General features: G+C 65.9%; 8 protein-coding genes and 1 pseudogene. 4 read left to right on the forward strand and 5 right to left on the reverse strand.

The features are described from left to right. Both ACLP25_RS06255 and ACLP25_RS06260 read left to right on the forward strand, forming a co-directional pair. Positions 1–189: hypothetical protein (locus ACLP25_RS06255; protein ID WP_442468361.1), on the forward strand; the 189-nt coding region annotated here is incomplete at its 5' end. Between the two features lie 69 nt (positions 190–258). Then, positions 259–597, forward strand: a complete 339-nt coding sequence (locus tag ACLP25_RS06260; protein ID WP_442468362.1) for a hypothetical protein — start codon at positions 259–261, stop codon at positions 595–597. Positions 598–737: 140 nt separating this feature from the next. Here the strand turns inward: ACLP25_RS06260 and ACLP25_RS06265 are convergent, their stop codons facing one another. From ACLP25_RS06265 to ACLP25_RS06280, 4 genes are read right to left on the reverse strand one after another with little or no spacing between them, the layout of a single operon-like run. After that, positions 738–1,073: a rhodanese-like domain-containing protein gene (locus ACLP25_RS06265; protein ID WP_442468363.1), complete on the reverse strand. Its 336-nt coding sequence runs from the start codon at positions 1,071–1,073 to the stop codon at positions 738–740. A 12-nt stretch (positions 1,074–1,085) separates the two neighbouring features. Continuing rightward, the gene (locus ACLP25_RS06270; RefSeq protein WP_442468364.1) at positions 1,086–1,445 is read right to left on the reverse strand and encodes a carboxymuconolactone decarboxylase family protein; all 360 of its coding nucleotides are present in this window, start codon (positions 1,443–1,445) and stop codon (positions 1,086–1,088) included. A gap of 43 nt (positions 1,446–1,488) precedes the next feature. After that, entirely contained in the window at positions 1,489–1,692 is a 204-nt protein-coding gene (locus ACLP25_RS06275) for a YgaP family membrane protein (RefSeq protein ID WP_442468365.1), read from the reverse strand. Then, positions 1,689–2,039 (reverse strand): ArsR/SmtB family transcription factor, encoded by a 351-nt coding sequence (locus tag ACLP25_RS06280; RefSeq protein ID WP_442468366.1) that lies wholly within the window; start codon positions 2,037–2,039, stop codon positions 1,689–1,691. Before ACLP25_RS06280 ends, ACLP25_RS06275 begins: the two co-directional genes overlap by 4 nt. 59 nt (positions 2,040–2,098) lie before the next feature. Between ACLP25_RS06280 and ACLP25_RS06285 the strand changes: the two genes are divergently transcribed. Together ACLP25_RS06285 and ACLP25_RS06290 are read left to right on the forward strand one after the other, a co-directional pair. Beyond that, positions 2,099–3,058: an efflux RND transporter periplasmic adaptor subunit gene (locus ACLP25_RS06285; protein ID WP_442468367.1), complete on the forward strand. Its 960-nt coding sequence runs from the start codon at positions 2,099–2,101 to the stop codon at positions 3,056–3,058. Further along, positions 3,055–3,567: pseudogene (locus tag ACLP25_RS06290) on the forward strand (efflux RND transporter permease subunit); the annotation flags it as partial. The gene ACLP25_RS06285 and the pseudogene ACLP25_RS06290, both read left to right, overlap by 4 nt. Here ACLP25_RS06290 and ACLP25_RS06295 read toward each other — a convergent pair. Continuing rightward, on the reverse strand, positions 3,546–5,168 hold a 1,623-nt coding region (locus tag ACLP25_RS06295; RefSeq protein ID WP_442468368.1), incomplete at its 5' end, for an efflux RND transporter permease subunit. The pseudogene ACLP25_RS06290 and the gene ACLP25_RS06295 sit on opposite strands and share 22 nt — an antisense overlap.

Genomic DNA, 5,168 nt, shown 5'->3' on the forward strand with positions numbered 1-5,168 from the left:
GCAGCAGCGCCAGCAATTCAGCGCGCTGGCGAGGCGAAAGAAACCCGCCGCGAATCATGCCTCCAGCCGAATCCGAAAACCCTTCCGACGCAAGCCCCTTTTCGCCCCCTCAATGAGTCCGGGTATAACCCCGCTGGATCAAAAATCGCGAAAATTCTTTCACGCATTCCGGGGCGAATCGCGACCTAAGCGATAAAGTTGACTAACCTAATAGACATTATAAAACGGAGGGCGCAAGTCCCCTAAAAGGCGCATTCCATGTCCGAAGCGACCCTCACCGCCGAAACCGCCGAGCCTGTGCGCTTGAGCGAGGACTGGCTCGCCGTCGTTATCGGCCTTGGCGTTTTCGCCCTCGGCCTTCTGTCGGTCGCCGGGATCGACGCGCTCGGCTGGGTCGCGACCACCTCAGTGTGGACCGACCCGACGACCGCGCTCGCACCGGTCTCAAAGGCCTATGCCGGCCTTGGCGGCGGCGCGTCGCTCGTCCTCACCTATCTCATGCTGCTGATCGTGCTCAGCGCCGGAGCGGCGGCGCTGGGCGAGGACGTGACACCGATGAGCACGCCGCCGGTGAGAGCCGAGAGCGGCGTGAAATGAGTCCAGTCGATCGTCATGGCGCGTTCATCCCAGATGTCCGCCCTCAATCGAAGGGGATGAGACGATTGGCGAGGATGGAACAAAGGGGCGGTTCAGTTGGCGGCGCCGCTCGTCGTCCGGGCGGCGCCGCCTCGGCGATCTCAGACGGTGACGTCTCCGCCCTGCATGCGCCATTGAGACATGCCGCCGGGGTAATGCTTGACGTCCTCGCGTCCGGCGGCGTGGGACTGATCGAGGGCCTTGCGGGACCGGCCGCCGGCCTGGCAGATGAGGACCACCGGCTTACCGTTTGGCAGTTCGCGAGGCTCGAAGCGCGACAAGGGCAGGTTGACGGAACCCGGGATGTGTCCGGCGGCGTATTCGTGCGCCTCGCGAACGTCCACGACCGCCGCTTCGCCCGCCTGCACCGCCTTGGCGAACGTCTCCAGGTCCAGCTCGGCCGGACTGGGGGACTGGGAAAAGAGATTCTTGAACATTTTCGCTCCCGTTCAGGCGACGTTGGCCCCGGCGAACTGCGTATAGGCGCCGAGCGCGTGGCTCGCGTACATCGCCGATGGGCCCGCGCCCATGTAGATCGCCATGCCGAGCGTCTCAAGGACTTCCTCGCGCGTGGCGCCGCGGTCCACGGCAGCCTTGACATGAAACGCGATGCAGTCGTCGCAGCGCACGGCCACCGAAATGCCGAGGGCGATCAACTCCTTGGTCTTCGGGTCGAGCGCGCCCTGAGCGAGCGCGGCCTGCGCCATCGAGGAGAAGGCTTTCATCACCTCGGGCGCCCCGCCCCGCAGGTTCTTGAGCTCACCGCTCAAGATTTTCGTCAGCTCCGGCCAGTTCATCGTTTCCGTCATTGCTGTCTCCTGTTCGATTGGATTGCGTTGCGATTTGTGAGCTCTACGAGAAGGCGGTTCCCGCCCTGACGCCCAGTCGCTTGAAGGCCATCGCGGCCGGGCAAAATCCCGTGAACGACGCCTGGATGAGGTTGAGGCCAACGAATGCGGTGAGCCATAACCAGGCCGGGCCGTACAGCTGCTCGAGTACGAGACTGATGAGGACCATAAAGCCGGCGAACGCCATCACCGATCGATCGAGTGTCATGACTTCTTCCTTGTTTTCGCGGGTTTGTCTTTCGCATCCGGGATGTCGCACTCCGGGGCGCAGTAGAGCTCGTCGAGAAGTCCGATCAACCGGGAGACCTTCTCGCTCGCGAGCGAATAATAGATCGTCTGCGATTCCCGTCGGGTTGTGACGACGCCATCCAGGCGTAACCGCGCAAGATGCTGCGAGAGCGCCGACTGGCGGAGCCCGATCGCCTGCTGGAGCGTCCCCACCGAGCGTTCGCCCTTGTGCAACTCGCACAGAACGATCAGCCGGTTGCGGTTGCCGACCGACTTCAGCAGCGCCTCGACCGCTTCGGCCTTGGATTGCAGCTCGATTAAATTCATGCTTGCTAAATTATGATATTTGAATATGTATGTCAATAGCCCCGTTGGAGGAACCTCATATGCGCCTTGCCCTGTGTCTGACCGCCGTCCTGGCGACGCCGCTCCCGGCGGCTGCCGAGACCTTCGTCGTTCACACGTCGACCGCGCCGGACGAGAAGGCGATCGTGGCGACCGTCGAGCCCGTGCATGAACTGACTGCCCGGGCGCGCATTGGCGGGACCATCGCGTCGCTCTCCGTCAAGGAGGGCGATCGGGTCGCCGCCGGCGCAGAGGTCGCCGTCGTGGCCGATCCGAAACTGGTGTTGCAGCAGCAGGCGCTCGATTCGCGGATCCAGTCCCAGCGGTCGCAGCGCGACAAGGCTGAGGCCGACTACCAGCGGGCGCTCGAACTGCAGAAGCGAGGGGCCGGCACGCAGGTGCAGGTCGACGCCGCGAAGACGGCCCTCGACGTCGCCGAGCGCACCCTCCAGGCGATGGGATCGGATCGCGACGTCCTTCTCCAGCAGATGAAGGAGGGCGCCGTGCTCGCGCCGGGCGCGGGTCGGGTGCTGCGCGCGCCGGTCTCGGAAGGCTCGGTGGTGCTCCCCGGCGAGACGATCGCGACCATCGCCGAGGACCACTACATTCTTCGCCTGCAACTGCCCGAGCGTCACGCCCGCTTCATGCGCGCGGGCGATGTGGTGAAGATCGCATCGCGCGGCGGCGCCGACGACGGGGCGCGCAGCGAGGGACGGGTCCGGCTCGTCTATCCCGAGATCCAGGGCGGGCGCGTGATCGCGGACGTCGAGGCGCCCGGGGTCGGCGACTATTTTGTCGGCGAGCGCACAAAGGTCTATGTCGCGACCGGCGAGCGCCGCGCGATCGTCGTCCCGCGCGCCGCTGTCTACCGCCGCGCGGGGGTCGACTTCGTCAAGCTCGCGGACGGCGCCGAAGTCGTGGTTGAGCTCGGCTCCAGCGACGACAAGTCTGTCGAGATCCTTGCCGGCCTCAAGGACGGCGACGAGCTCGTCACGCCATGAAGCTCGGTCTCTCGGGGATTCTCACCCGCGCCTTCATCAATGCGCCGCTGACGCCGCTCCTCCTGCTTGCGGCGCTGGTCGCCGGCGCAATCGCCCTCGTGTCGCTGCCGCGCGAGGAAGAGCCGCAGATCAGCGTGCCCATGGTCGACATTCTCGTCCAGGCCAACGGCTACAAGGCCGATAAGGCGGTCGAGCTCGTCACGCGTCCGCTCGAGGACATCATCAAGGGTATCGACGGCGTCGAGCACGTCTATTCGCAGACGAACGACGATTCCGTCATGGTCACGGCGCGCTTTCTGGTGGGAACCGACCAGGACGTCGCGACGCTGCGGGTGCACGAGAAGATCAGGGCGAACATCGGCGACCTGCCGAAGGGTATTCCCGAGCCGCTGATCGTCGGGCGTGGCGTCAACGACGTCGCCATCGTCACGCTCACGCTCTCGGCTCAGCCCGGCCAGGCCAACCGGTGGTCCGACAACGGCCTTTTTCAGGTCGCGGAGGAGCTAAGGGGGAGGCCCGCGAGTCGGTGACGGATGTCGAGCGCGATCGCGTGGCTCGCCCGGTCGCGCTTCGCCTTGTCGAGGAGGTTGATCGAAAGATCGCCCTGCTCCGGGTTGGCGCGCACGTAATAATGGCGCACGAGTCCGTTGAAGTTGAAGGGCGCCGCCGTCCCCGCATAGGCCTGGATCGAGACCAGCTCCGGCAGGTCCTTCAGGCGCTCCGCCGCCGCCATCAAGGCCCGATCGGTGTCTTCGAGGCTCGCCCCGTGCGGCAGGTCGAGGACGACCTGGATCTCCGACTTGTTGTCGAACGGCAACAGCTTCACGCGCACGTCCTTGGTCGCGAACAGCGAGCAGGCGGCGACGGTCGCCGCCCCGACAGCGATGAGGAACAGCTTCGAGCGCCAGCGCCCTTTCAGCAGCGGGCGGGCGACCGCCATGTAGAAGCGGCCCATCGCGCCGATCTCGTGATGCTCGCCCGCCGCGCGAGCCGCAATGGCCTTGCGCCCCGCGAAGCGCAGCAGCAGCCACGGCGTCACCGTCACCGCGACGAAGAACGAGAACAGCATCGCGATCGACGCGTTCGCCGGGATCGGGCTCATGTACGGGCCCATCATGCCGCTGACGAACATCATCGGCAGCAGCGCCGCGACGATGGTCAGCGTCGCCACGATCGTCGGATTGCCGACCTCCGCCACCGCCTCGACCGCGGCGGCGGCCGGATCGCGCTTGCCGCCCATCGCCCAATGCCGCGCGATGTTCTCGACCACCACGATCGCGTCGTCGACCAGAATGCCGATCGAGAAGATGAGCGCGAACAGGCTCACGCGATTGATCGTGTAGCCCATGAGCCACGAGGCGAACAGGGTGAGCAAAATGGTCGTCGGGATGATGATCAGGACGACGAGACCCTCGCGCCAGCCGATCGCGAGCGTGATCAGCGCCACGATGGAGATCGTCGCAAGGCCGAGGTGGAAGAGAAGCTCGTTCGCCTTCTCGGTCGCGGTCGCCCCGTAGTTGCGCGTGACCGCGATCTCGACGCCTTCCGGAACCACGCGCCCGCGGACGATCTCGAGGCGCTTCAGGACGTCGTCGGCGACCGTGACTGCGTTCGCGCCCTTGCGCTTGGCGATGGCGAGCGTGACGGCGGGATGGCGCTGCAAATCGCCGTTCGCGGCGCGCGTGATCGTCCATGCGCGATGCTCCGGCTCGGCGGCGCCGACGACGACCTCCGCAACGTCCTTCACATAGACCGGGTGCCCGTCGCGCGTCGTGAGCAGCAAAAGCCCGATGTCCGGGACGCCCTGCAGCGTTTGCCCGGCGATGACCGGCAGCGACTTGCCCCCTTCGCGGAAGGCGCCGACCTGAAACGAGCGGTTGGCGTTGGCGAGCTTGTCGACGAGCTGGTTCAGCGTGACGCCGAACACCGAGAGCTTTTCCGGGTCCGGCTCGACGCGGATCTGGTTCGGACTGCCGCCGACGAGATAGGCCGCGCCGACGTTGTCGACCTTGGCGAGTTCGTGCTGAAGCTCCTCCGCGACCTGAAAAAGGCCGTTGTCGGACCACCGGTTGGCCTGGCCGGGCTGAGCCGAGAGCGTGAGCGTGACGAT

The organism is Roseiarcus sp. (assembly GCF_052145395.1).
Taxonomy (GTDB): Bacteria; Pseudomonadota; Alphaproteobacteria; order Rhizobiales; family Beijerinckiaceae; genus Roseiarcus.